Origin of the sequence: Algoriphagus halophilus (assembly GCF_041729275.1) — a bacterium.
Taxonomy (GTDB): Bacteria; Bacteroidota; Bacteroidia; order Cytophagales; family Cyclobacteriaceae; genus Algoriphagus; species Algoriphagus halophilus_A.
The window spans coordinates 4,591,323-4,616,032 of the sequence record NZ_CP146486.1; the positions used below are offsets into that span (position 1 = coordinate 4,591,323).

Here is a 24,710-nt window from a genome sequence, read left to right on the forward strand (position 1 = left end):
ATCCAGTAAATAAAAAAGCTTTACCTAAATTAAAGGTAAAGCTTTTTTTATGCTACTTAGATAGCCTATTCATTAGGGTAAGGTACGTAGACAAAACTGGTAAAAGCCCCATCCATGACAAATAGGCAGCAGAACTCATCTGGGTCTTTGTAGGCTTTCTTAAAGTCTTCAAGCGCCTCCTCAGAGATTAATTTCCGCTGAACAAACTCATCGACATAAGTGATGAAATAATTCCAATCCAAGTCTTTTTCAGCCTTGCCTAAAAATATTTTACCAATAGGTTGCATCTCTTTTGAGATGGGGAAAATCGGATAATCCGAAAATTTTCTAGAGCGTACTTGATAGGAGGCTTCCTTTAAGGTGTCAGAAATTTTCACAAAATCCTGAGTAATGGTACCTAAATATTTTCCGCTTAATTCTGGATCGTTGAAATCTGAAATCATTTTTATTCGAGTCTTTTATTCACAAATTTTTCAACCAAGGCTCCGCTTTTTCATTCCATTTTTGCTTCTTTTTTGGATAACCTTTGAGAACAAAGTACGGACAATTTTGACTCAATTTCCATGTTTATTTGAATTGAATAAATTGAAAGAAAATTACCATTTGATTTGATCTGAAAATCGGGCAGTTTTTTACTTCAATTTCAGGGAGGTTTTCAGCCAAAATTTTCTTGATAATAACGCCGCTTGATTGTTTCTTTTTGATTCCATTCTATAGAAATAGGTTGTCCAAAAACTCAATTGATCAGTTTCAAAAATTTTAAAAAATGAATCAAAGGGATGGGTAATAAACTACCCATAAAAATGAGATACCACATCTCTTTGGAAGGCAATGAAAGTTCCAAAAGTTGGTTGATGGGACTGATCAAACAAGCCCCTATTAACAGCGCCGAACAGAAGATGATAGAGGCCCATAGATGGGGATTTCTGACAATGCTATTTTGGAAAATATGTGCTCCTCTTTTGATCAGGTTGAAGGGGTGAAACAGTTGGGCAAAGGCCAGGGTAAAAAAGGCTACGTTATTGGTTTGAATTTCACTTAGTCCTAATTGAAAAGATGCATAGGCATATATTCCTAGAATACTCAACGTGATGGTCAGTGAATAAACTATCAAAGACCTCCAATAAGCTTTTGTCAAAATAGGTTCATTGATGGTTCTAGGTTCCTGAAGTACATCTTTTTAGTTCCTTGGCCCATTCCCAAGGCTAGGGCAGGGAAAACGTCTGTGACGATGTTGAGAAAGAGAATTTGAAGTGGAAGTAAAGGAGAACCCCTGTTTAAAAATGCTGCACTTGACACCACTAGAATCTCACTTAGGTTACAGGAAAGTAGGAAAATAACGAAGTTTCTGATGTTGTTGAATATGATTCTACCTTGTTTGATGGCGTCTGTGATAGAGGTGAAGGAATCATTTTGTAAAATCATGTCTGCAGCTTCCTTGGCAACTTCGGTCCCTCTGAGCCCCATGGCTATGCCTATGTCAGCTTTTTTTAATGCAGGAGCATCGTTCACACCATCTCCTGTCATGGCTACTACCATATTGTGTGATTGATAAAACTCTACTAATTGAAGCTTTTGTTCTGGGCTTACTCTTGAGAAAACAGAATGATCCAAAATCTCAGCGGCCTTTTCTGAATCAAATAATAGGTCTTTTCCCTGAATAACAATCTGATCATGTTGATCTATTAATCCGATCTCTTTGGCAATCGCTTTAGAAGTCTCAGGGTGATCCCCAGTAACCATGACTACCCGGATCCCAGCGTTTTTGAATTCAGTGATGGAGTCTAACACATCATGTCTAGGAGGGTCTTGAAGCCCTACCAATCCAGCTAGTATAAAATGGTTTTCTTTAGTTGAGCTTGATTCTTCAACGACCTGAAAAGCTGCTGCCAAGACCTTCAAGCCTTTTGCCGAAAGCAGATCTGTTTGCTCTAACCAATATTGGATGCCGGTTTCGTCCAGGTTTTTGATTAATCCCCGATCTTCAAAAAACGTACATTTTTTAAGTACTTCTGCAGTGGACCCCTTTAATGAAACACGAAGCTCCTTTCCTTTTTGATGAAAAGTGGTCATGATTCTGGTTTCACTTTCAAAAGGGAGTTCATTGGTTTTGGTCCAAATAGACCTGATTTCATGAATTGAATTAGGTTCAATTTCTTCCGCCCATTTCAGTAATGCGATTTCAACAGGATCTCCTACATCTGTATTTTGATCATTAAGCTCAGCATTGTTACACAAAACCAAGGTGGTCAGTAAATTTTCGGATTGGTTTAATGTTGATAATTCTGGAAGTGTCTCCAGTACTTTTAAGTGATTTTCCGTCAGGGTTCCAGTTTTATCGGTTAAAATGATGTTGGTGCTTCCCAGTGTTTCTACCGCAGCCAGTTTACTGACAAGCACTTTCTTTTGGAAAGCCTAAGCATGCCGCTGGCAAGCGCAATGGTCGCCACAATGGGTAATCCTTCTGGGATGGCTGCCACAACCAGGGCGATGGCTGTTTCGATCAATAGATAGGGTTCCTTGGATTGAAGAAGTCCAATACCGACGAAAGGGATCATGATAGCAAAACTCAACCAGATTAAAGTTTTGCTAAACTTGTTCAGTTTTTTATTAAGGGGAAGTTCTTCTTCTTGTGCCTCTTCAATCATGGAAGAGACATTTCCAATTTGAGTTTCCTTTCCTATGAATACCACCATGGCCAATCCATTTCCTCTCGTCACGGAAGTTCCTCTAAAGATCATGTTACTTTGATCTCCTATAGAAACCTCTTCTGGAATCGCAGCAGTTTGTTTGATGGTGGGCAAAGACTCACCGGTAAGGGCAGATTCATTTACTTCAAGTGCATTGGTTTTTAAAATCCGGGCATCCGCTCCAATTAAGTCTCCTGCTTCCACGGACAGTAAATCTCCTGGAACCAATTCTTGAAATGGAATCTGAGTTACTTTACCATCTCGAATAACTTTTGAAGTGGGTTGCTCCAGTGCCTTTAATGCATGCATGGATCGGTTAGCTTGGGATTCCAAAATAAAGCCGATTACAGCATTGATTAGGATCACCGCCAGTATGGCAATCATTTCATAATAATCTTCGAAAAAGAAAGAGACGAGTGCCGCAACCACTAATAACCCTACAATCAGGTTCTTTAATTGAGCGATGAAAATGCTCCAAGCAGAGCGAGCTTTTGGGGTTGAATCTGATTCAAACCATGGATTGACCTTCTTTTCAAAACTTCTTCTTCGGTCAGTCCTTTAGAGGGATCCACTTGGAAGCTTTTTAACAGCTCTTCTATAGAAAGTTTTGCTGGTTTGATCACGAGTCAAGTTTGTGGTTATAAAAACTAAAAGCTAGATTTTCTCAGGGCACTATTGAATAATAAATAGCAATAAATTATCTAAATGGAGGTAGACTTTCAAATTGAACTGCCTGCTCTGGGTTCAACTTTTGATCTTTGAGCACTAGAATAATGGATTTGCAAGAAGAGTACAGCTCTCTATTAACATTTAAAACCGTGGCAATCTCTTCTTCTTCCAAATGTTTCCTATTGGAATGATCATAGACCATTTCCAACATTTTATCATAATTCTTCTGGTTGTCCAGCATCAGTTTTCCTAAGTCTTCTAAAAATAAACTTTCTTCTGTCGACAATAGGAATTGTTCAGCCCGGTTAATCATCATATGACTCACCTCATTGAATTGGGAATATAAAGTATTGAGGGTCCCGTTGCCTGACTTTCGGAAATTGGAAAGATCAATTTCAATGTCTTTGATATCTTTTGCTGCATATAATGCATTTCCAGTTGCTGAAATACTTCTCGAGAGCTTCAGAGATTCCTCCTCTGTCAAAGATTGCTTTTGAATATCACCATAGAAGTTAATCATTTCGCCATGGAGCTGCTTAATTTGGTAATAATAGTCCTTGAAGCTTTCTTTTGGTTTAAAAAATTCCTGCTTTTTGGATTGGAAACCTTGTTTTCCCGTTGGAGGAATGCCATCCTCCATAAATTAAGAACCAATTGAATCAGGTGTCCGGTTTCATTTCGTAAAGCTTCTAAAGCGATTTCGGGATCCTCTACAGGTGTGTCATGGATGAATTTTCCAATTCGCTCGTCTCCGCTTGAAAACCTATGATTTAGGAAATCAGCAAACTGTTTCAAGAATGGGAAAAATACGATGATCCCTAAAAGGTTAAACAGGCTGTGGAAGACTACCAGTCCAAATAATTTATCCTGAATATGAAGAACATCGGTAATAAATAAGATTAACATTCCCATGCACAGAAACGCAAGGATATCTGTGACCAAATTAAATAAGAAATGGCCCAGAGCGACTCTTTTCTTTGAAACAGTCCCTTGGAAACCTCCCAATAATACAGTGATAGTGGTTCCTAAATCTGCACCGATGACCAAGGCTGCAGCTGCATGAAATTCAATGATTCCAGCATTCAAAGCACTTAAAGTGATTACCATGGTAGCGGAACTGGATTGGATAAGAGCCGTAAAGAAGAACCCAACTAATAAAAACACGAAGGGACCATAATCTGCAAAGATGCTGATATCAAAATTTTCCGCTAAGTATGAAATGCTATCCTTCATAAAGGACAGGCCAAGAAAGAGAAAGGCCAATCCCAGAATTAAAAGACCTGTGTTGAAGAGCTGAGGACGTTTCGGAAAAAGCACAGCCAATAAACCTCCTAAGGCTATAAAAGGCATGATGAAATGCTCGATGTCTACTTTGAATCCTAATGTGGCTACGAGCCAACCGGTAAAAGTGGTGCCCAGATTAGAGCCCAGGATGATGCCTAACGCATTTTTCATGCTGATCACTCCTGCCCCTACAAAAGCAAGAAGCATGAGCGATACCACCGAACTACTTTGTAACAAGGCGGTCACCACAGTTCCGGTCAGAATAGCCTTAAACTTTTTTTCGTGTGTTTTTTAATAAAAACTTTGAACCTTCTTCCGGCTAATTCTTTGACACCATTTTCCAATTGGGACATCCCATAGAGAAATAGCCCAAGTCCGGCCAAAAATTTCCAAAGATCAAAGTTTTCCCACATGTGATAAACTCGGGTTAAAGGAGTGTACCTCTTTCAGATTGATGGAGGCATACTTAAATTTAACCCAGTTTTTTGGAAAAATTAGGGCTTGAAAACTTGATTTATATCAGGTTTGGACCATAGTCAACAAATTCCAGGAATGCGATTCATCCATCCACCGGTTTTGTGGGCCGGTTCAGGATTGGAGATCAGCCAATTTAAGAAGTTCGTTTGGTCAACAAGATCACATTTTCCACATGGTAGGTTTGTGGAAACATATCTACAGGTTGGATTTTTACGACATCGTATTTTTCAGCCAAAAGTGCTACATCCCTTGCCTGAGTAGCAGGATTACACGATACATAAACCACTTTTGGAGCTTCTAGGCGCAGCAGCATCTGAACCACTTTTTCATCCATTCCCGCCCTAGGAGGATCCGTAATGATGACATCCGGCGCAGCATGGTTTTGAATGAACTCTTCATTTAAGATATCCTTCATATCACCCGCATAAAACAGGGTGTTTTCAATGCCGTTGATTTGAGAATTGATTTTGGCATCCTCAATTGCTGCTTCCACGTATTCCACTCCGATCACTTGTTTCGCTTTTTTGGCTACAAAATTGGCAATGGTTCCTGTGCCTGTATATAAATCGTACACTACCTCATCTCCCTTCAAACTGGCAAAGTTTCTGGCTACTTTATAGAGTTCATAGGCTTGTTCTGAATTGGTTTGATAAAAAGATTTCGGTCCGATTCGGAATTTTAACCCTTCCATTTCTTCCTCGATATAGGGAAGTCCGGCAAAAGTCACTAATTCTAAATCATGAAATGTTTCATTTCCCTTTGTATTGATTACATAGAGCAAAGAGGTGATTTCAGGAAATCTGTTTTTCAGGAAATCCATTACTTGATCAATTGACTCAGGGTCAGATTCCCCGAATTGCACAATGACCATGGTTTGTCCGGTGCTGGTGGTACGAATGATCAGGTTTCTTAGCAATCCCACCTGATTTCGGATATCATAGAATGACAACTTATTTTCCAGGGCAAAGCTTCTCAATTCATTTCTAACATCATTGGAAATTCCACCTTGTAAATAACAATGATCTACATCTATGATCTTGTCAAACATTTTGGGGATATGAAAACCTAAGGCATTTCGATCAAAATCTTCTTCTGACCTGATTTGCTCCAGCGTTAGCCATTTTTTATTACTGAAGGTAAAATCTAATTTATTCCTATAATATTGGATTTGTTCGGAACCTAGGGTAGGTAGTACTTCCGGTAGTGCTACTTTTGCGATGCGCTGAAATTGGTCCAGCACCTGTTGTCGTTTGTAGGTTTTTTGCAAGTCATAATTAATATGTTGCCATTTACAGCCACCGCAAGTGCCGAAGTGGGAACAAAAAGGGTCAATTCTATCTTTAGAATATTGATGGAAGGCAACAGGTTCTCCTTCCATAAAGGAACTCTTTCCTTTCGTAATTCTAACATCTACCACATCTCCAGGTGCAACACCGGATACAAACACGACTTTTCCATCATGATGTCCCACACATTTACCTTCCGAAGCAATTCGTTCGATTTGAAGATTGGTGACAATTTTATTTTTCATTTTCCTCGACATGGGCGCAAAATTAGGGAAAAACATAGGGCCAAAGAAAATCCATGTTTAAAAGGTGGCACGATCCTTTCATTTTTTTGTTTTGACTATCTTTGTAAGATCGTAAACCCATGGAATTTAAGAAAAAGTCGTCGTAATTACAGGAGCAACTTCAGGAATTGGTGCTGCTTGCGCGTATGCATTTGGTCGAGAAGGCGCAAAAATTGCTATTACAGGCAGAAATGCTGAGAAATTAGCGGTTGAAAGAGAAATCCTCGAAGAAGCAGGAATTGAAGTTTTGGCAATTTTGGCGGATGCTGCTTCTGAATCAGATAACCAAAAAATGGCTGATGAAGTACTAGCGGTCTATGGTAGGATTGATATTTTGATCAATAATGCAGGGATTTCCATGCGTGCCTTATTTCAGGATCTGGATTTGGATGTGTTTAAGAAGGTGATGGATACCAATTTTTGGGGAACTATCTACGCAACAAAATATTGTTTACCTTCTATTATGGAAAACAAAGGTTCTATCGTTGGGATTTCTTCCATTAATGGATTTAGAGGAACTCCTGCCAGAACTGCATATACGGCTAGTAAATACGCGATGAATGGATTTTTTGAATCGCTTAGAACGGAAGTCATGCATAACGGAGTCCATGTTTTGGTTGCGTCTCCGGGATTTACTGCTTCCAATATTCGTAACAATGCACTTACGGCCCATGGGGCTTCTCAAGGTGAATCACCCAGAGATGAATCAAATATGATGTCCCCAGAAGATGTGGCAGATGCTATTTTGAAAGCTACCAAAAAGCGGAAAAGGGATTTAGTCTTAACCACCCAAGGTAAACTTGCCGTATTTTTAAATAAGTGGATTCCGGGAATCATGGATGGCATGGTTTATAGGGAAATGGCCAAGGAACCAGATTCGCCTTTTAAATAAATGGGGGAATCGATCTTTCAAAATTACCTGAATAGATTGACTGACTTGTCTTCAAAGAACAAGTCGCTGTATATCCCCAAAGTTGAGGGAAGTGGATTTCTAGATCTTCAGGAATTTGATTTCCTAAATGGGGAACCAGCCTTTGAGATCATAAGAAAAGCAATACAAGGAAGGAAATCTATTTTTCTTATTCCAATAGCTGACCCTCGACAAACTTCCAGCAACCAACTTTCCAAAGCACTCTCCAAATTACAGTTTCGTGACCAGTTGACCCAAGAGGAAACCGGGGAGCATACCTTGGCTATTTCTTGGCTTTTTGTAGAAGGCAAGCTAATGAATGGCCAGGTGCTTAGAGCACCATTACTGATACATCCGGTAGCCATTCGGAAAGAAAAAGAACAATGGAACCTCCGCATTCAAGGCGAGTGGCAGATCAATCCTGCATTTTTATTGGCTTATCAACTGGCTTACCAACATGAATTGGAGGTTGAAAAACTGGAGGAACAATTAAACTCTCTTTCTAATGATCCTGTGGAATTTAGAACTGGCCTGTCCAAATTGATCCAGGATACATTCTCTATTCAACTTCATTCTGCACTTTTTGAAGACAAGATTCAGCTTTTCCCAAATTCCCAGAAGTCTTTGGACCAAGATCAATTCAGGGATGGAAAAATCAGTTTGAAAAACTATGCTCTGCTTGGGCAATATGGGCAAAAGAAAGTTTTCTGTTTAAGGAATATGAATACCTATTGGAGCATTATGGAAACCGGGATTTAGAACAGGTGTTTCAGGAGTTCTTTGCATTGGGTGCTGAATTGTCTAATCCTAAGGAGTCGAACCTGTTTCCGGTTTTTCCTTTGGATTCTTCGCAGGAGCAGGTATTACATTCCGTGCGGAAGGGGAAAAGTCTGGTGGTAGAGGGTCCTCCGGGAACAGGGAAATCCCAACTCATTGCGAATTTGGTTTCAGATTACATTTCCAGAGGAAAAAAAGTATTGGTGGTTTCCCAAAAACGAGCGGCATTGGATGTGGTGTATGAGCGAATGCAAAAGGCAGGTTTTGGAGAGTTCTTGGCCTTGGTCCATGATTATAGAGCCGATCAAAAAAGACTCTTCGCAAAAATCAAAAAGCAGATTGATGCTATAGAACAGTACCAGGAATTAAACCGAGGGATTGACTCCATGCATTTGGAGAGGGAAATTTCACTTCGGTCCAAAACGATTGAATCACTTTCTTCCAAATTTGAAGATTTAAGGGAGAGTTTACTGGATAGTAGTCAGGCGGGATTGCCCATCAAGGCCATGTATTTGAAATCTGAAGGTCCCGGTAGCCCAAGAATGCGCCATGATACTGGACTGCTTCAATTGAACTGGGAGGAAGCCAATCAATTTAAAAGAGAGTTTCGAATTTTTAAATCCTATTCAGAAAAATTCACCTCGAGCTTTTGGGAGCGTAGAAACTCTTTTGCTCATGTTGATTCTCAACATTTCGCTTCTGTTCAGGAAATCTTGGTATCACTGGAAAATTTTGATACGGAAAATATACCAGCGCATTTTGATCAGACAAACTGGGAGGGGCTACTGAAATACATGTTGGAGAATGATGCCATTTCAGATAAGCTGGAACAATTGATTGAAGTTTTCGACCAGTTGGGAAATCCATCACTTGCATTGGAATTGATGCTATTTCCAAAAAGGAAAAAGGAACTGAAAAAGATTCAGGAATGGTCCAGATTATCAAAAACCCGATTGGATTCCCTCTCCCTTAATCTGCCAGAAAATTTGCCTGCCGTAATGGAGGAGTCTGTCATGTTAAAAGAGAAGCTTCAACATTGGAAGGATCGATGGATGCTTTATTTTGCAAAGGGTAAGTATGCAAACATTGCTGCTTGGTTAGACCAAAATGGATTGAAATTCAATCTTCAAAACCTAAGAGTGTTGTTGAATGAATTGGATCAATTAGCCGACATGGCATCTGAAATTACTGCTCTTCCTGGTTTTTCAACACTGAACCTCTCCTTAGAAAGTTTAGAAAAGCACCAAAAGGAATTGAATGAACTACGCTATTGGGAAGAATTATGGATAACTATTCCGGTGTTAGAATCCTTCCACAATTGGAGAAAATTTGAAAAGAAGCCTGAAGAGCTTTCCATCTTTCTAAAACAGGTACTGAGGAAGGTCCACAGCTTTGAAAAACAAATGCTGTCCTGGAAAATGTATTTTTCTCCTTGGCAAATCGGAGAGGTTTTGTTCGGGCAGAAAGTTCCTCATGCGAATTTATTTCAGGAATTATCCGAGTTGAAGGCATTTGATCAATTTTTAGAAAACTGGGAGCTATCGAAAAGGAAAATTGCCGAAAATTTACAGAGGGAGTATCCAAATGTTGATACTGAGTTTCAGGTTGAGGTGTTTGAGAGCGCCTGGTATTCTAGTTGGATTTCAGAAATCGAGAAAAGGAATCCAGTTCTTGTTGAGGCAGGTGGCATGAAACTATTCTATGAAATGCAGGAACTGAAAACTGCGATTTTGGAAAAAGAGCAATGGCCAAAGATGTGGCTTTGCTCCGGCTTCGGGAGCATATGAGTTCGGTCTTGAGTTTAATCGATTGGGGAACCGGGTAACCTATCGGGAATTAGCACATCAAGTCAATAAGAAGCGTCAAAAATGGCCAGTTCGGAAATTGATCAGTGAGTTGGGAGAGGAGGTATTCCGTGTCTTGCCTTGTTGGTTGGCCAGTCCCGAAACGGTCTCAGCGGTATTTCCAACCCAGGATATTTCCCAAGGCATATTTGATTTGGTAATATTTGATGAAGCCTCGCAATGCCAAGTGGAGAGAGGGCTGCCGGCGATGCTAAGAGGAAAGCAGGTAGTAATTGCTGGGGATTCCAAGCAGTTAAGGCCTTCTGATTTCTACCAAGTCAAATGGGACTCAGAGGAGGAGGGAGTGGCTTTTGAATCGGAATCATTGCTGGAACTGGCTGGATATTTTTTGAAAAGCGACAGTTGAAAGGGCATTACAGATCTACGGATCCGGCATTAATCCATTTTTCCAATTCACATTTCTATGAAAATCTACTAGAAACTTTGCCTGATTATGCTACAGTTAGATCCAAACATGCAGCATTTACCTGGGAAAAAGTAGAAGGTATATGGGAAAATCAAATCAATAGACTGGAAGCCGAAGCGGTATTGGAAAAAGTAAAAGATGTAGTGTTGAATTATCCTCAAGACACCGTTGGGGTGGTGACGGGCAATTATTTCCAGATGGAGTTGATTCGGGAAGGACTTTGGAGTTTGGGGGTGCAGGATAAAGGGATCAAGGTTCGAAATATCGAAAATGTACAGGGAGATGAATTTGACCAGGTTATCCTTTCTTTGGGCTATGCTCCTAACAGGGAAGGGAGGTTGGTAACCAATTTCGGATTACTCGGGAAGTCTGGTGCTGAAAACCGCCTGAATGTGGCCATCAGTAGGGCCAGGAAAAAAATGCACGTCATCAGCAGTCTGGAGCCAATCGATTTTCGACCCTCTCATCTCCAAAACCCCGGTTTGTCTTTGTTGAGAACCTTTTTACTTTTTGTTCAGGGACAAGCGAAAAGCCCAGGAGTTCAGGCTCCCGAGGTTCAACGTGTAGGTTTTGAGGTGGACTGGAGTTTGAAGAAACGCTTGTTGAAGCAAGATGCTTCTTTTACGGATTCAGTTCCTTCTTCCGTGATGGATTTGATCCAACAGGAAAGTGATGGTCAGTGGAAGGCGATTCTCACAGATGATCAACGATTTTTTAATGCGAGCTCCGCGAAAGCAGCGATGACCTATCATCCGATTTTATTGGAACAAAAAGGCTGGAAATGGGATTGGAAATGGAGCAGAGAAGAATTTTTCAAATAAATTGTATGATAAATCATTCGTTAAGTGCGTTATTAAATTATTATGAATGATTTATCATTCAAAAATCAAATATAATTTGTATGATTTATCATTCGTTATTTTCTATATTTATGGTTAGTGAATGATTTTCAAGTCATGGATTATAAAACTAAAACCGATATTCAGATTCTCCAGCAGATAGGAGACTTTGTAAAAGCGGAGCGTATTGCTCAAAATAAATCCCAAGATCAGCTTTCCTCGGAAGCCGGGATCAGTCGATCTACCTTAAGCTTATTGGAGAGAGGGGAGAAGGTCAATCTGATCACCATGATTCAAGTGCTACGTGTATTGGATCAATTGCAATGGTTGGAAGCTTTTGAACTGAAAAACACCATCAGTCCCATGGACTACATCAAGCTTCAAAAAAAGCATGAACGGCAACGAGTTCGTAATTCGGATAAAGCAGCAGAAAATCCTCCATCAGAATGGTAGTAGCAGCAGAAATATGGATTTGGGATCAATTGGCAGGGGCGGTACTTTGGGATGGACGCCAGCAGGTAGGGAGCTTTGAGTTTAATCAAGACTTCCTCCGTTCGGGCTTGGATTTATCTCCAATCAAAATGCCTTTGGCCCAAGGAAGGAGGGTTTTTTCATTTCCGGAATTAAGGAAATCCAGGGGAGATGTATTCGATACGTTTAAGGGACTGCCAGGATTATTGGCCGATATGCTTCCTGATAAATACGGAAACCAGTTAATCAATACCTGGTTGCAACAGAATGGTCGACCAGCAAATAGTCTCAACCCGGTGGAGCAGTTATGTTTTATCGGAAAGCGAGGCGTTGGCGCCTTGGAAATCAAGCCGTCCTTGAGAACAGAGGTACGTAGGGCCACGAACCTAGAAGTAGACAGTCTGGTCCAAATTGCCGGAAAAATATTGAATGCAAGGGCAGGGTTCGAATCGGAGCTCAGTAGCCAGGAACAGTCAGCTTTAGCGGATATCCTAAAAATAGGGACCTCTGCCGGAGGGGCTAGGGCAAAAGCAGTCATTGCTTATAATCCCAAGACGGGAGCCGTAAAAAGTGGGCAGGTCAAAGCTCCCAAAGGGTTTTCCTATTGGATTATCAAGTTTGACGGTGTGCATGATTCTCAATTTGGAGTGACAGTAGGATATGGCAGGGTAGAAATGGCCTATTATTTAATGGCTTTGGAAGCGGGAATAGAAATGAACGAATGTCAGCTCTTGGAAGAAAATGGAAGGGCTCACTTTATGACCAAGCGATTTGATCGAACGAATGACGGTCAAAAGATCCACATGCAAAGCCTCTGTGGTATCCGCCATTTTGATTTCAATAGGGTAGGAGAGTTTAGCTACGAACAGGTGTTTGAAACCATGAGGATGCTTCGATGCACCTATCCAGAAGCAGAGCAGATGTTCATCCGAATGGTATTTAATGTTTTGGCAAGAAATTGTGATGACCATACCAAGAATTTTGCATTCCTAATGGATCAGAAAGGAAAATGGACATTGTCTCCAGCTTATGATATTTGCCATGCCTACCGTCCTGGAAGCATGTGGGTAAGTACCCAGTCATTAACAGTGAATGGAAAAAGAGAGGGGATTTCTGAAACAGATTTTTTGGAGGTAGCCCGAAAGATGAATATCAAAAAGCCCGAGGAGAAAATTGCTAAAGTTACTGCCGCCATCCGGCGTTGGGAGGAGTTTGCTGCTCAAGTAGGGGTGGAGGAGCAATTAAAATCAGGAATCAAGAAAACGCTCTTGGTTTGACTCTTCCCTTTGAGCCTAGATATATCCTACCAATTTATAGACTGTAATACCCATCCATTCCTTCACCAATTTGTGCCAGTTTTCGAGGGAAGAGGGGCTAGGGTAAACCAGTGTAGGAAAGCTGAATGTTACATCATAACTGTAATAATCAGTGGGGAAAGTTTCAGTTTTCAATCCTACTTTATCGAAACAGCCTTTAGAGCGGAACATATGAAATGCCGAGGTGATCAGTAAAAACTCCTGATTGGTATCGATTTTATTTTCCTCTAGAAAAGCTTTGGTAAACTGCGCACTTTGTGCGGTGTTTTTTGCTTTGTCTTCCATTAATACATCTTCAGGTGGCACTCCGGTCATCAACAGAAATCGTTGTAATAATTCTGCTTCTGATTGGGGGTTGACCGGATTCAAGCCCTGGCCACCGGTAATCAGGATTTTTTGATTTTACCCATGCGGTAAAGTTGGAGGGCATGGGTAATCCGATCTGCCCCTTTATTAAAGAATGTTCGATCGTATGCTGTTTTACTCAAGTTGGTGACCCCGGTCAGGACAATTCCGTATTCATGGGGTTTCACTTCATCGAATTCCTTGAATTCCGGTTCCCAGGCCAACATGGCTTGGTTTGCAATAAATTGGTTGGAGAAAAACCAGAGCAATAGGATTCCAGCCCAAAGGCTCCTTTTGCCCCATTTTCGTCGGAAATAAATTGCCCCAACTACAATGAGCAAAGAGATAATGGTCAAAGGCATTGCCAAAAAACTCAAGAATTGGGAGAGATAGAAAAACATGAATTGGTTTAAGTGTTTGTTGTAAAGAAAGGATGGAAAGTTTCAATTTTCAAATTCAATTTTAAAAGTTCTCTCAAGGTAATATGAAGGAATACGTTGTTTGAGTAGTTAGTTAATTGTAGTAATTAACTATTCTTCGATGTTTTATTAAGTTGTTCAAGTTATAACTAACTTTAAATGAGTTGGTATTGTGACTTTTAATTAAAAAAACTATGAGATTTTTATTTTTCTGTTCCTATTATTTGATCCTAGTGCTCTATTGGTTAAGTGGACTTTAACCTTTGCAGAGGCAAAATACAATTTGGTGAATTCTGCAGCATTTAAGGCCACACCAAAAGCCCAGCAGGATGAGATAATTGAAGTGAACGAGCTTTATTTGAATAATGCTTATTATGAATTCAAGAAAGATACAGTTTATTGGACCGATGTTAATCCGAGGAAAAAGGAAGTTGTTTCAAAAAAGGGGAAGTGGCTGATCATTTGAGATACCCTTCGGATTTTTGATTACGATAAAATTTATACTTACAACTATTTAATAAAATTGAATGGGAGGGAAAATGAACTAGAGTTAAGAATGATTTTCCCAAATGGAGATATAGCTAAGAGTAAAGAGACTTTCAAAAAGGATGCTTGAATTCTCCTCAATTTTTAGAAGTGTAGAGCTTCAGAGCATCAAGTTGTTATGCTTTCAAATTTGAGCATTGCATATTGTACATTGATCATTAAAAATTCTTTTCCCAACTTTTCTTTAAATCCATCTCATCGGGTTATTTTTGGGCATGAGTTCAAACCTATTTCCTTTACTGCAGGAGCTTTCTTCCCAATTGGAAGGAACCTTGCAATTCGATTCTCTGACAAAGACCCTTTATGCTACCGATGCTTCCGTTTATCGAGAGATGCCATTGGCAGTAGCTTTTCCCAAAACTGAATCAGATATCCAGAAGTTGATCCGATTTGCTTCTGTGAATGGGACTTCCTTAATACCCCGAACTGCAGGAACCTCTCTGTCCGGTCAATGTGTAGGAAATGGAATAGTCGTGGATGTGTCCAAACACTTTACGCAAATCTTGGAGCTTAATATGGAGGAAAAATGGGTTAGAGTGCAACCTGGGGTCGTAAGAGATGAACTCAATAGATTTTTAAAACCTCATGGCCTTTTCTTTAGTCCCATAACTTCTACCGCTAACAGAGCAATGATTGGTGGGATGGTGGGGAATAATTCCTCTGGAACTACCTCCATTGTCTATGGGGTCACCAGAGATAAAGTGATTTCTCTGCATACCATTCTAAGCGATGGCAATCCTGTGAAATTTGAGGCATTGAGCAAGGAAGAATTTGCACAAAAGACCCAACTGGACACGCTAGAAGGGGCTATTTATAAAAAAATTAAAGAGGAATTAAGCGACCCAGCAGCAAGAGAAGAAATTCATGCCCAGTTTCCAAAAAAATCCATCCATCGAAGAAATACAGGATATGCAGTGGATGAATTGCTCAAATCGGAAGTTTTTGAAGGAGAAGAGCAGTTTAATTTCTGTAAACTTCTTTCGGGATCGGAAGGGACTTTGGCATTTACAACGGAGATCAAAATCAGTTTAGATCCTCTGCCTGACCCAATTGAAATTGTGGTGGCTGCTCATTTTGAGACGATTCATGAAAGTATGGTTGCGTCCCAAACAGCCATGAAACATCCGGCCACTGCAGTGGAATTGATGGATAAAATCATTTTGGACTGTACCAAAGAGAGTATTGAATATTCCAAAAATCGATATTTCGTAGAAGGGGATCCTGAAGCGCTTTTAATGGTAGAATTCCGAGGTAAAACATTGGAGGAAGCTATGGAAAAGGGGAGGAAGTTAGTGGAGGATTTTCAACAAAAAGGGATCGGGTATGCCTATCCTATTATCGAGCCAGCCATGGTTTCTGCTGCTTGGGCATTGCGTTCGGCAGGATTGGGATTATTGGCCAATATTCCGGGGATCCCAAAGCAGTGGCTTGTATTGAAGATACTGCGGTGGATATTGAGGATTTGGCGGATTACATCGATGAAGTGGATGAGATGATGGAAGGCTTTAACCAAAAGCCAGTTCATTACGCCCATGCCGGAGCAGGGGAAATTCACTTGAGGCCCATCTTGGATTTGAAAAAATCTAAAGATGTGGAGGAGTTCTATCAGATTTCAAAAGCGTCTGCCGAGTTAGTGAAAAAGTACCAAGGCTCTCTGAGCGGGGAACATGGAGATGGAAGGGTTCGGGCTGCTTTTATTCCTTTGATGGTAGGAGAGAAAAATTACCAGTTGTTTCGCCGTTTGAAATTCACTTGGGATCCTCAAAATATTTTCAATCCTGGGAAAATAGTGGATGCAGCTCCAATGAATAAATTCCTTCGATATGAGCCAGATTCTAAAACTCCGGAGCATCCAACTTTGATGGACTTTTCCAATGTAGGAGGGATCCTTCGTATGGCAGAAAAATGCAATGGCTCAGGTGACTGCAGGAAATTACCGGGATCGGGAGGCACCATGTGCCCCAGTTATATGGCCACCCGAAATGAGCGGGATACCACGCGAGGGCGGGCCAATACCTTGAGGGAGTTTTTGACCATGGATAAAAAAGAAAATGCCTTTGATCATCCTGAAATCAAGGAAGCCATGGACTTATGTCTTTCTTGTAAAGGTTGTACCTCCGAATGTCCTTCGAATGTGGACATGGCTAGCTTAAAAGCGGAATTTCAATATCAATACCAACAAGCTAATGGAGTCCCTTTACGGTCTAAAGCTTTTGCCCATATCAATGAACTGAATGAATTGGGATCCTTGGTTCCTGGAATTGCTAATTTCTTTTTAAGTAACAGTCTTACGGGAGGATTGATGAAATCTGTATTGGGGGTTGCTCCCACACGAAATCTTCCTGCCATCAGCAATCAGAGTCTCAGGAAGTGGTACAAAAAGAATTATCAGGCTTTACCAGGAGCAAAACAAACCATTAAATCCATCTATTTTTTTGTGGATGAGTTTACTAATCATAATGATACCCAAATTGGCATCAAAGCAATTTCACTATTGAAAAAGCTGGGATATGATGTGAAACTCGTAGATCATCAGGAAAGTGGACGATCTGCTATTTCGAAAGGATTATTACCAAAAGCTAAAAAGCATGCAGAAGCCAATGTGAAAGTGTTTGCCAACTTGATTGATGGAACTACTCCTTTGATAGGTCTGGAACCTTCGGCAATTTTGAGTTTTAGAGATGAATACCCCCGCCTTGTTGGGAAGGAGTTGGTAGAATCTGCCAAAAAGTTAAAATTTCATGTGAAGTTAATCGATGAGTTTTTGGCTCAGGAAGCAGCTGCTGGAAATATCAAATCGGATTCTTTTACTTCCGAAAATAAGCAGATTAAGCTTCATGGGCATTGTCACCAAAAAGCACTTTCATCGGTACTTTGGACCCAAAAAATATTGTCGCTTCCTGCGAATTATACAGTGGAGACCATACCTAGTGGTTGCTGTGGGATGGCTGGAAGCTTTGGTTATGAAGCAGAGCATTATGAAGTTTCTCAGCAAGTGGGAGAATTGGTATTGTTTCCAGCAGTGAGAAAAGCTGATTCGGAAACCATCATCGCTGCGCCCGGTACTTCATGCAGACATCAGATTGCAGATGGAACCGGAAGGAAAGCTTTACACCCAGTGGAGATTTTATGGGAAGCTGCTGTATGTTAAATCATTTCAAAATTGTATGAAGCAAATGTTTTTCTTCCCATTTCTTGTTCTTGGCATACTTACTTTTTATTGTCAAGGAGAAGTGAAGAGGCCAATTACTGAAGCTGACAAAGGATTTCTAAATGGTATTAACTGAATTTTTCCAAATTCATCATGAACCCTATTACCGGGGAGAAGTCTAAGAAGTTTGGTATTCAGTCAAAAAATGCCAGGGAATGGACTTTTATCACCCAACAAAGCTGATGTTGCCCTACTATTATTTGCTTCGTTCCCTTATTTCATCATGCTAATGGCACCTAATTGAAAAACTCAATTAAGATTTAATGATATATCGGATTTAGTTTCTTTATTAAATGGAGATAATTTGTTTTAATTGAGCCATTTGGAAATTCATATCAGGGATCTGGCCATTTTGTTACCTTTATATATCCAGTTTTGACTTCCTGTTTTTCTGATTTTTTGATTTTGGGTATCTTAGCCTAACTAGGTAAATGGGATTTTTGAATTGATTCTGAAGTATCTATTTTAATTGAATTGAGAATGAAAGAGTATACACGACTAGTACAGTTAATCCATCCCGAGATGGGAAGAAAAGTTGGCGTAGTTAAAGAGCCTTATCTGATTTTGTTGAACGATGTTACAAGTGTATATCAATTGACATTGCAGGCTCTGGACAAAGAAGTATCTATTCATTTTCTCTTGGATCAATTAATTTCTGAGGAACAACTTGACTACGATGCTATTTATTCTGGAAAAAGCGAGTGGAAATTGCTCCCTTCTTTTGATAATCCTGACAATCCTTCGCACTGTATCGTGTCAGGAACAGGTCTTACGCATCTCAGCAGCGCAATGAACAGGAATGTCATGCATCTAAGCGAGTCAGGAAATTCCTTAACTGACAGTATGATTGTTTATCAGTGGGGAGTTGAAGGAGGGAAGCCAGAAGATGGAAAAATAGGGGTACAGCCAGAATGGTTTTATAAAGGAACTGGTTCTATTCTCAAAGCGAATGGGGAGCCTTTGACAGTTCCCGCTTTTGGAAATGATGGTGGAGAGGAACCAGAAATAGCTGGGATTTACCTTGTGGACAGAAAAGGGCAGCCGGTTCGAATTGGCTTTACTACTGGAAATGAGTTTTCAGATCATGTGATGGAAAAGAAAAATTACCTCTACTTGGCACCTTCCAAATTACGCAACTGCTCTATTGGACCTGAATTGGTTCTTAAAGATGATTTTTCGAACCTGAGTGGGAAGGTTAGTATTTCTCGAGGAGAGGAAGAACTATGGTCGGCAGCTATTAAGACAGGAGAGGAAAATATGGCCCATACTTTGACAAATTTGGAGTATCATCATTTCAAATATCCAGATCATCGTCTACCACTTCAAGGGCATGTTCATTTTTTGGAACAGGCTCATTTAGTTTTGGTGTAGGAATTAATTTGCAAACAGGCGATCAAATGAAAGTAGAATGGGAAGGAATGGGGCGTCCTTTAGTTAATCCAATTAAGGTTTCAGGGGAAAAAGAGGAGTTTATCCGAGTGAATCAAATATTCTAACTTCTAAGATTTGGAAGATTCTCAGTTTATTCAAAATTGAACTAATTAGTTTAGGAAACCTGAGTTTCCCACCCGCAATAAAAAAGACTGGATCTTCTCTCGAAGTCCAGTCTTGGTTGATTAATATTTAAAATTGGAATAAAATCATCCTTTATTTCCTTCTGGATAATAATGATGAACATCTCGTTGAGGAAATGGAATTCCGATATTTGCTGCATCAAAGGATTTTTTAATATGCTCCTGCATGAAAAAATGGACATTCCAGTAATCTTCAGTTTTGCACCAAGGTCTTACGGCAAAGTTTACAGAGGAATCGCCTAACTCCGAAACAAGAATATCTACTGGTTGGGAATGATCTATAAATTCACAACTGGCAGCAACTTTTTCGATGATACTTCTCGCTTTATCAATATCAGCCTCATAGCTGATCCCAAATGTCATCGGTACTTTTCTTTCTGGGTTGGATGTCAAATTTTCCAAAGGATTAGAGGATATCGCTCCATTGGGTATGATAATGACCCGGTTGTCCAGTGTGGTGAGAATAGTGTTGAAAATCTGAATTTCCCGGACCGTTCCAGAGTAACCATTGGTTACGATGAAATCACCTACTTTGAAAGGTCTAAAGAATAAAATTAGAATCCCCGCGGCCATGTGTCCAAGGTTTCCTTGAAGAGCCAAGCCAATAGCAAAGGCTAATGCACTAAAAATGGCAATGAATGAAGTGACGTTAAACCCAAACATTGATGCTGCACTCAAAATGACTAAAAGCCTTAATGAGATGCCGATCAAGGAAGATAGAAAAGGGGCTAGCGACTTGTCAACATTACTTTTTGCCAGCGATTTTTTGATTTTTCCTGCGAAAATACCTGCAATCCAAAAGCCGATGAGCAAGGTTAAAATGGCACCCAAAACCTTAGGGGCATAGAGGTATACCATGTCCAAAATTTTCTCAAAATCGAATTCCATAATTAGAAAGGTTTATGTGAACAGGAACGTATTTGACCTGTATGAAAATGAAAACATAAAAAGAGTACCTATAATTTGGGGAAAAAATAGTTTAGTGAAAACAAAAATTTTAAAAAAATAAGAATTGGATCTTTGTCTTAATTAGATGATAAATATTATTGGTTCTGTTAAATTGGTTTTGGTTGGTTTTTTAATTTTGGATGTTTTTGGTTTTGCCAATAAAATACATGCTGTCTTTCGGACTTAAGAAAATACTTTTCTTACTACATATTCCGCACACCTTGCGGCAAGTCTGGCAGTGGCATGATCCAAGTCAAAATTCGGGTTGAGCTCTACCACATCCATGGATATGACTTTCTTACTTTTGGTGATTAATTCGAATACTTTGAAGGCAAAGTCCGGTTCGAATCCCATTGGGGATGGTGCTGAGACCCCTGGAGCATAGGCCGAAGCAAAGCCATCCATGTCTACCGTGAGATAGATTTTATCTTTGGAATCCAAAAACCATAAGATTTTCTCTTGGATGACTTCCCAGTTATTTAGCCGAAAATCCTCCATGACCATCCATTGTGAGTTCGATCTTTCCGCAGTTTCAAAAAGTGACTTTGGATTCACGGAGCGCTGAATCCCTAAGCACAGATAGTGAAAATCATCTTTAAATTCCTCAGCAAGTTGGAAGAAAGGGGATCCTGAATGTCCTTTCCCATTGTTTAATGGTCTCAAGTCGAAATGAGCATCCAAATTGATAATGCCCAGCTTTTCACCCTTGGATTTGAGGTAATGATAGACGCCTCTTGCATGGGCCAGTGCTAAATCATGCCCACCGCCCAATAGAACAGGAAAATGATTGGTTTCCAAGAGTTTGGCTACGGTTGTAGAAATGAGGTCATGGCTAGATTCCATGTCCGAGTTATGAGTAATGACATCACCATAGTCAAAAACCCTGGTTTGCTCGGGAAGGTGAAAAGCTAGACTCCCCATCATATTCCGGATGGCTTTTGGCCCTGCTTTCGTTCCTAACCTACCTTGGTTTCTATTGACCCCTTCTTCGCTGGCATAACCAAGGATTCCTACTTTTGGCTTTTCGGTATTGGTATCCAACTGGAGGTCATTTACTGAAATACTGGCTTGATGCCAATATTCAATCGAATTGGATTTCCTACCATACCAATTGGAAGTTTCTGGATTTTGGTGAATTTGCCCCATCTTTTTTTATAGCAATTTATCCAAAATAATAGGATCTACCAGATTTGGGAGGGTTACTTTTAAATTTGGGGTCCTTTCCATTTCTCTTTGAATGGCTTCTAGTGAACCTGAATTCCTAGCCCAAGCTCTTCTGGCAATTCCATTATTGACATCATAAAAAAGCATGGAATTCAATTTCCTTTCTGCTTCTTTCGAGCCATCGAGGACCATCCCAAATCCACCGTTGATGACTTCCCCCAACCTACACCGCCTCCGTTATGAATGGAGACCCAAGTAGCACCTCTAAAACTATCCCCAATCACATTGTGAATCGCCATATCCGCAGTAAACTTACTCCCATCATAGATATTGCTGGTTTCTCGATATGGAGAATCTGTGCCGCTGACATCATGGTGATCTCTTCCAAGTACGATTGGAGCAGAGATTTCACCGGATTCAATGGCTTCATTAAACGCTTTCGCAATTTTTGCTCTTCCTTCTGCATCTGCATATAGAATCCTGGCCTGGGAACCCACTACCAATCGATTATTTTCTGCCTCTTCGATCCAAGTGATGTTGTCCTGCATTTGCTGCTGTATGGATGCAGGGGAATTTTGCATGATTTCTTTTAGGACTTTTGCTGCAATTTGATCTGTTTTGGATAAGTCTTCAGGGTTCCCGGATGTACATACCCACCGAAAGGGTCCAAAACCATAATCAAAACACATCGGTCCAAGGATATCCTGAACGTAACTTGGATATCGGAAGTCTATGCCGTTCTCAGCCATGATATCAGCCCCAGCCCTGGAGGCTTCTAATAGAAACGCATTTCCATAATCAAAAAGTAGGTTCCTTTTTTCGAATGGTTATTGATAGAAGAGGCATGTCTTCTCAAGGTTTTCTGAACCTTCTCTTTAAATAATTCAGGATCTTCGGCCATCATTCGATTAGACTCCTCAAAAGATAAACCTACAGGATAGTAACCTCCAGCCCAAGGGTTATGTAATGAGGTTTGATCCGAACCTATTTCCACAAAAACATTTTCCTGATCAAATCTTTCCCAAACATCTACCACATTGCCCAGGTAGGCGATAGAAACTACTTCTTCATTGGCTTTGGCCAGTTGGGTTCTGAGAACCAATTCATCCAGGTTTTCGACCAACTCATCTACCCACCCTTGCTCATGCCTTTTTTGGCAGCAGCAGGATTGACTTCTGCACAGATGGTAATACATCCTGCGATATTTCCTGCTTTGGGCTGTGCGCCGCTCATGCCTCCAAGGCCTGCAGTCAAAAATAGTTTCCCTTTTGGGGATTTGCCAGCACCCAGTTTTTTACGGAAGGCATTCATCACGGTGATGGTGGTTCCATGTACGATTCCCTGTGGACCAATATACATGTAAGAGCCTGCAGTCATTTGTCCATATTGTGTAACCCCTAGAGCATTGAATTTTTCCCAATCATCAGGTTTTGAATAGTTAGGAATCATCATTCCATTGGTAACAATCACCCTTGGAGCTTCCTTGGAAGAAGGGAATAGTCCCATCGGGTGCCCGGAATAGACATGGAGTGTTTGCTCTTCTGTCATTTCCGATAAATATTTCATGACCAGTAAATATTGAGCCCAGTTTTGAAAGACAGCTCCGTTTCCACCGTAGGTGATCAACTCCTCGGGATGTTGTGCGACAGCTGGATCTAAATTATTTTGGATCATCAGCATCATCGCAGCAGCTTGATTTGACTTGGCAGGATATTCACGGATGGGTCTTGCTTTCATTTCATAATCCGGCATGAATCGGTACATGTAGATTCTCCCAAATTCCTGGAGTTCGGCGAAAAATTCTTCTGCTAACTCGAAATGCCATTCTTTGGGAAAATACCTGAGCGCATTGGAGAGCGCGAGTTTTTTCTCTTCTTCGGTTAAAATATCCTTCCTTTTTGGGGCATGACTGATTTGTTCACTTCTTACCTTTTTGGAAGGTAAAACGCTAGGGATACCTTGTGAAATTTGCTCTTGGAAAGTCATTTGAATGATCAAATTAAATGTGTTGAATTGAAGAAGAATCTTTCTTAAATGAGTGGTCTTGGTGCTTTGATTAATTTACTGAAGCAGTCACTCGGTGACCGCTTTTCCAAACTTGTGCAGGTTTGAGTTTTCCCTGATGGTAAAGAATCTCCTGGTAATTACTGCTAGGGTAAATGGAAAAGTCTGCCAGCATTCCTGGTTTTAAAATACCTCTGTCGGATAAGTTTAAAGTTGCTGCAGCTCGTACCGTTATCCCGGCTAAGACCTCTGCGGTGCTTAACTTTTGGAATGTGGCAAGAATAGATGCTTGGGTAATTAAATCTCCCATGGGAGCCGAGCCTGGATTCCAGTCTGAAGCAATTGCCAAAGAACCTCCTTGGTCCAATAATTTTCTGGCAGGAGTAAAATCACAGCCAAGGCCTAAACTTGCTCCAGGCAATGCTACGGCGATGGTATCAGATTGGGCAAGCAAAGAAATCTCATGTTCTCCCGATGCCTCTAAATGATCGGCAGATTTTGAGTGGAATTTTACGGCGACTTCAGACCCTCCAACCGTGAATTGGTCAGCATGGACTGTAATATCAAATCCAAATTCTTTAGCTTTTTGGAAATAGGGTTCAATTTCCTCCGAAGAGAATGCGCTTTTTTCAATGAATGCATCGACTCGATTAGAAAGCTGTTCTATGTTGATTTGAGGAAGTAAGGTCTCTCCAATTAGCTTCAGGTATTCTGCATTCGTGCCTTCAAAATCTCTTGGTTTCATATGAGCTGCCAAGCAGGTGGAAATCAAATCGGCGGGGGTTTGGAATTCGCTTCTTTGATTGCCCTTAACATTTTCAACTCCTCCTCATGATTTAGTCCATATCCGCTTTTTACTTCAATGGTGGTCACGCCTTCCAATAAGTGCTGGTTGGCATTTTTGGTGGTGCTCGCCGCAAGTTGGATGAGGTCTAGTTTTCTTGTTTGGGTAACAGTATCCCAAATTCCTCCTCCCGCCTCGGCTATTTCCAAATAGGATTTCCCTGCATTTCTCATGGCAAAATCTCTGGCTCTGGTTCCACCAAAACAGATGTGGGTATGACAATCGATCCAACCCGGTACTGCCACGCAATCCCCTTCCAAAATATGGAGTTCGGTCTGGTCCAAGGTGATTTTTGATCTCAACTCCTCAAAGTTTCCAACTTCTAGAATTTTATCATCCTGAATCAGGATCCCCGCCTCTTGAACGATTTCCAAGCTTTCG

At 40.6% G+C, this 24,710-nt stretch carries 20 protein-coding genes and 5 pseudogenes; 10 read left to right on the plus strand and 15 right to left on the minus strand.

Features of this window, described 5'->3' with window-relative positions:
• Window positions 1-65: 65 nt before the first annotated feature.
• The 8 genes and pseudogenes from V8V91_RS24670 to rlmD form a co-directional block, all read right to left on the minus strand.
• Window positions 66-443, minus strand: coding sequence for a hypothetical protein (locus V8V91_RS24670; protein ID WP_074223446.1), 378 nt, complete (start codon window positions 441-443; stop codon window positions 66-68).
• Between the two features lie 293 nt (window positions 444-736).
• Window positions 737-1,138 carry a cation transporting ATPase C-terminal domain-containing protein gene (locus V8V91_RS24675; protein WP_373397712.1) on the minus strand — a complete coding sequence of 134 codons (402 nt, stop codon included), beginning with the start codon at window positions 1,136-1,138 and terminating at the stop codon, window positions 737-739.
• Window positions 1,135-2,400 carry a cation-translocating P-type ATPase gene (locus tag V8V91_RS24680; protein WP_373397713.1) on the minus strand — a complete coding sequence of 422 codons (1,266 nt, stop codon included), beginning with the start codon at window positions 2,398-2,400 and terminating at the stop codon, window positions 1,135-1,137. Before V8V91_RS24680 ends, V8V91_RS24675 begins: the two co-directional genes overlap by 4 nt.
• Entirely contained in the window at window positions 2,373-3,074 is a 702-nt protein-coding gene (locus V8V91_RS24685) for a hypothetical protein (protein ID WP_373400811.1), read from the minus strand. Before V8V91_RS24685 ends, V8V91_RS24680 begins: the two co-directional genes overlap by 28 nt.
• Window positions 3,075-3,158: 84 nt before the next feature.
• Window positions 3,159-3,313: pseudogene (locus V8V91_RS24690) on the minus strand (cation-transporting P-type ATPase); the annotation flags it as partial.
• A 74-nt stretch (window positions 3,314-3,387) separates the two neighbouring features.
• Entirely contained in the window at window positions 3,388-3,879 is a 492-nt protein-coding gene (locus V8V91_RS24695) for a hypothetical protein (RefSeq protein WP_373397714.1), read from the minus strand.
• Window positions 3,876-4,916 (minus strand): annotated as a pseudogene (locus V8V91_RS24700) (Na/Pi cotransporter family protein); the annotation flags it as partial. The pseudogene V8V91_RS24700 and the gene V8V91_RS24695, both read right to left, overlap by 4 nt.
• A gap of 337 nt (window positions 4,917-5,253) precedes the next feature.
• Window positions 5,254-6,663: a 23S rRNA (uracil(1939)-C(5))-methyltransferase RlmD gene (gene rlmD / locus V8V91_RS24705; RefSeq protein WP_373397716.1), complete on the minus strand. Its 1,410-nt coding sequence runs from the start codon at window positions 6,661-6,663 to the stop codon at window positions 5,254-5,256.
• Between the two features lie 118 nt (window positions 6,664-6,781).
• Between rlmD and V8V91_RS24710 the strand changes: the two are divergent.
• The 7 genes and pseudogenes from V8V91_RS24710 to V8V91_RS24740 all read left to right on the plus strand — a co-directional run.
• Window positions 6,782-7,582, plus strand: a pseudogene (locus tag V8V91_RS24710) (SDR family oxidoreductase); the annotation flags it as partial.
• Entirely contained in the window at window positions 7,583-8,359 is a 777-nt protein-coding gene (locus tag V8V91_RS24715) for a DUF4011 domain-containing protein (RefSeq protein WP_373397717.1), read from the plus strand.
• Window positions 8,332-10,164 carry an AAA domain-containing protein gene (locus V8V91_RS24720; protein ID WP_373397718.1) on the plus strand — a complete coding sequence of 611 codons (1,833 nt, stop codon included), beginning with the start codon at window positions 8,332-8,334 and terminating at the stop codon, window positions 10,162-10,164. The genes V8V91_RS24715 and V8V91_RS24720 overlap by 28 nt, the downstream gene beginning before the upstream one ends.
• Before the next feature lie 22 nt (window positions 10,165-10,186).
• Window positions 10,187-10,588: an AAA domain-containing protein gene (locus V8V91_RS24725; protein WP_373397719.1), complete on the plus strand. Its 402-nt coding sequence runs from the start codon at window positions 10,187-10,189 to the stop codon at window positions 10,586-10,588.
• Complete coding sequence (locus tag V8V91_RS24730) at window positions 10,585-11,469, plus strand: DEAD/DEAH box helicase (RefSeq protein WP_373397721.1); 885 nt, start codon at window positions 10,585-10,587, stop codon at window positions 11,467-11,469. The genes V8V91_RS24725 and V8V91_RS24730 overlap by 4 nt, the downstream gene beginning before the upstream one ends.
• Before the next feature lie 135 nt (window positions 11,470-11,604).
• Window positions 11,605-11,940: a helix-turn-helix domain-containing protein gene (locus V8V91_RS24735; protein WP_074223452.1), complete on the plus strand. Its 336-nt coding sequence runs from the start codon at window positions 11,605-11,607 to the stop codon at window positions 11,938-11,940.
• On the plus strand, window positions 11,934-13,235 hold the full coding sequence (locus V8V91_RS24740; protein ID WP_373397722.1) for a type II toxin-antitoxin system HipA family toxin: 1,302 nt from the start codon (window positions 11,934-11,936) through the stop codon (window positions 13,233-13,235). The genes V8V91_RS24735 and V8V91_RS24740 overlap by 7 nt, the downstream gene beginning before the upstream one ends.
• Window positions 13,236-13,250: 15 nt before the next feature.
• Here V8V91_RS24740 and V8V91_RS24745 read toward each other — a convergent pair whose 3' ends face one another.
• A complete protein-coding gene (locus V8V91_RS24745) occupies window positions 13,251-13,643 on the minus strand; it encodes a YdcF family protein (protein ID WP_373397724.1) in 393 nt (130 codons plus the stop codon).
• Between the two features lie 17 nt (window positions 13,644-13,660).
• Window positions 13,661-14,020: a hypothetical protein gene (locus V8V91_RS24750; RefSeq protein ID WP_373397725.1), complete on the minus strand. Its 360-nt coding sequence runs from the start codon at window positions 14,018-14,020 to the stop codon at window positions 13,661-13,663.
• A gap of 259 nt (window positions 14,021-14,279) precedes the next feature.
• Between V8V91_RS24750 and V8V91_RS24755 the strand changes: the two genes are divergently transcribed.
• The 3 genes and pseudogenes from V8V91_RS24755 to araD1 all read left to right on the plus strand — a co-directional run bounded on the left by V8V91_RS24755 (window position 14,280) and on the right by araD1 (window position 19,166).
• Entirely contained in the window at window positions 14,280-14,504 is a 225-nt protein-coding gene (locus tag V8V91_RS24755; protein ID WP_373397726.1) for a hypothetical protein, read from the plus strand.
• 295 nt (window positions 14,505-14,799) lie between these two features.
• Window positions 14,800-17,735 (plus strand): annotated as a pseudogene (locus V8V91_RS24760) (FAD-binding and (Fe-S)-binding domain-containing protein).
• Window positions 17,736-18,275: 540 nt separating this feature from the next.
• Window positions 18,276-19,166, plus strand: coding sequence for an AraD1 family protein (gene araD1 / locus V8V91_RS24765; protein WP_373397727.1), 891 nt, complete (start codon window positions 18,276-18,278; stop codon window positions 19,164-19,166).
• Window positions 19,167-19,435: 269 nt separating this feature from the next.
• Here araD1 and V8V91_RS24770 read toward each other — a convergent pair whose 3' ends face one another.
• From V8V91_RS24770 to V8V91_RS24790, 5 genes and pseudogenes are all read right to left on the minus strand, one after another.
• Entirely contained in the window at window positions 19,436-20,257 is an 822-nt protein-coding gene (locus V8V91_RS24770; protein ID WP_373397728.1) for a mechanosensitive ion channel family protein, read from the minus strand.
• A gap of 243 nt (window positions 20,258-20,500) precedes the next feature.
• Window positions 20,501-21,463: a formimidoylglutamase gene (gene hutG, locus V8V91_RS24775; protein ID WP_373397729.1), complete on the minus strand. Its 963-nt coding sequence runs from the start codon at window positions 21,461-21,463 to the stop codon at window positions 20,501-20,503.
• Between the two features lie 6 nt (window positions 21,464-21,469).
• Window positions 21,470-23,467 (minus strand): annotated as a pseudogene (locus V8V91_RS24780) (urocanate hydratase).
• Between the two features lie 70 nt (window positions 23,468-23,537).
• Window positions 23,538-24,257 (minus strand): amidohydrolase family protein, encoded by a 720-nt coding sequence (locus V8V91_RS24785; RefSeq protein WP_373397730.1) that lies wholly within the window; start codon window positions 24,255-24,257, stop codon window positions 23,538-23,540.
• Complete coding sequence (locus tag V8V91_RS24790; RefSeq protein WP_373397732.1) at window positions 24,254-24,703, minus strand: hypothetical protein; 450 nt, start codon at window positions 24,701-24,703, stop codon at window positions 24,254-24,256. The genes V8V91_RS24785 and V8V91_RS24790 overlap by 4 nt, the downstream gene beginning before the upstream one ends.
• Between the last annotated feature and the right edge of the window lie 7 nt (window positions 24,704-24,710).

Bases quoted from the DNA above. Each gene is read 5' to 3' on its own strand.
- V8V91_RS24670 (WP_074223446.1), bottom strand. From the start codon at position 443: ATGATTTCAGATTTCAACGATCCAGAATTAAGCGGAAAATATTTAGGT.
- V8V91_RS24685 (WP_373400811.1), bottom strand. From the start codon at position 3,074: ATGATTGCCATACTGGCGGTGATCCTAATCAATGCTGTAATCGGCTTT.
- V8V91_RS24695 (WP_373397714.1), bottom strand. From the start codon at position 3,879: ATGATTAACTTCTATGGTGATATTCAAAAGCAATCTTTGACAGAGGAG.
- rlmD (WP_373397716.1), bottom strand. From the start codon at position 6,663: ATGTCGAGGAAAATGAAAAATAAAATTGTCACCAATCTTCAAATCGAA.
- V8V91_RS24715 (WP_373397717.1), top strand. From the start codon at position 7,583: ATGGGGGAATCGATCTTTCAAAATTACCTGAATAGATTGACTGACTTG.
- V8V91_RS24735 (WP_074223452.1), top strand. From the start codon at position 11,605: ATGGATTATAAAACTAAAACCGATATTCAGATTCTCCAGCAGATAGGA.
- V8V91_RS24740 (WP_373397722.1), top strand. From the start codon at position 11,934: ATGGTAGTAGCAGCAGAAATATGGATTTGGGATCAATTGGCAGGGGCG.
- V8V91_RS24750 (WP_373397725.1), bottom strand. From the start codon at position 14,020: ATGTTTTTCTATCTCTCCCAATTCTTGAGTTTTTTGGCAATGCCTTTG.
- araD1 (WP_373397727.1), top strand. From the start codon at position 18,276: ATGAAAGAGTATACACGACTAGTACAGTTAATCCATCCCGAGATGGGA.
- V8V91_RS24770 (WP_373397728.1), bottom strand. From the start codon at position 20,257: ATGGAATTCGATTTTGAGAAAATTTTGGACATGGTATACCTCTATGCC.
- hutG (WP_373397729.1), bottom strand. From the start codon at position 21,463: ATGGGGCAAATTCACCAAAATCCAGAAACTTCCAATTGGTATGGTAGG.